The organism is Sporosarcina sp. SAFN-015 (genome assembly GCF_051966875.1).
In the GTDB taxonomy this organism is placed as follows: Bacteria; Bacillota; Bacilli; order Bacillales_A; family Planococcaceae; genus Sporosarcina.
Genome location: NZ_JBQCKP010000026.1, coordinates 1 through 1,278, shown reverse-complemented (window position 1 = coordinate 1,278; position 1,278 = coordinate 1). Strand labels below are relative to the sequence as shown.

Sequence of the window (1,278 nt, the reverse complement as noted above, 5' to 3'; positions counted from 1 at the left end):
CGCACTGACCTAAGAAAATGAGACAAATAAAAACACCTTACGTTGAAAAACGGGTATTGAACCTTAATACATCAACGTGGAGGTGTTTTTTGTCTATGGGAACTAAAGTTAGTTATCCAGAAGAAGTTAAATTAAAGGCGATTCAAATGAGGTTAGCGGGTGTTCCTGTAAAAGAAGTTATGGAGGAACTGAATATCCGAAATCGTACACAGCTAAAAACTTGGATGAGATGGTATCGGAATGGTGAATTGCATCGTCTTGCACAACCCGTCGGCAAGCAATATGCCTTCGGCAAAGGACCTGGGTATGAAAGTGAGACAGCGAGGTTGCAGGCTGAAAATCGATATCTGAAACAACAGGTGGAAGTGTTAAAAAAGTACGCGGAATTGGAAAGGAAGTGGCGCCAAGAGTTGTGATTCAGTTAGTGGAAGAATTAAGTGGAAAGATGACTATAGGAGAAATCTGCAGACACTTGGGTGTCGGTCGATCATCGTATTATCGCTGGAAAGCTCAAGAAGGGAACGAAACGCCAAAGGAGACGCGTGATCGACAGATTGGCGAATTGTGTAAGAAGCATAAATTCATATATGGCTACCGGAAGATTGCGGAATTGTTTCCTGGGGCCTGCGAGAAGACAGTACAGCGCGTCATGCAGAAACATGGTTGGCAGTGCCGTGTAAAAGTGAAGAAACGGAAACGTACTGGGCAGCCTGCATATGTCGCACCGAATCTGTTGGCGAGGGATTTTACTGCGTCTAAACCCTGGGAAAAGCTAGTGACGGATATTACGTACTTGCCCTTCGGGCAATCTATGATGTATCTTTCAAGTATCCTAGATGTCTACAATGGAGAAATTGTAGCCCAGACCATCGGTTTCATCCAGGATACTGCCTTTGTGCTGGATACGTTGCATCAATTACCTGACTTGCCGGAAGGCTGTATTTTGCATAGCGATCAAGGCTCGGTTTATACATCATATGCCTATCAAAAGGCAGTAAAAGAAAGGAGAATTACCATGAGCATGTCCCGAAAAGGAACGCCCGCTGATAATTCTCCAATCGAAACGTTCCACTCCTCACTAAAGTCGGAAACGTTCTACCTCGACGGAATCCATCGCACAACGAATGCGCATGTGATTCAAATTGTCGAAGAATACATTACTTATTATAACAATATCCGCATTCAAACGAAATTAAACAGCCAATCGCCGGTACAATACCGACAACTGGCTGCATAATAAGGTGTTTTTTAATTGTCTCAAAAAAGGTAGTCAGTGCC

General features: G+C 43.6%; 1 protein-coding gene. It reads left to right on the top strand.

Going from position 1 to position 1,278, the window contains the following annotated elements:
• The first annotated feature begins 95 nt into the window (after positions 1–95).
• Positions 96–1,237, top strand: a protein-coding gene (locus ACTHPA_RS18470) for an IS3 family transposase (protein ID WP_440502414.1) whose coding sequence is annotated in 2 segments (ribosomal slippage) — positions 96–369 and positions 369–1,237 — 1,143 coding nt in all. Because the reading frame shifts where the segments join, the coding sequence is not laid out codon by codon here.
• Positions 1,238–1,278 lie beyond the last annotated feature (41 nt).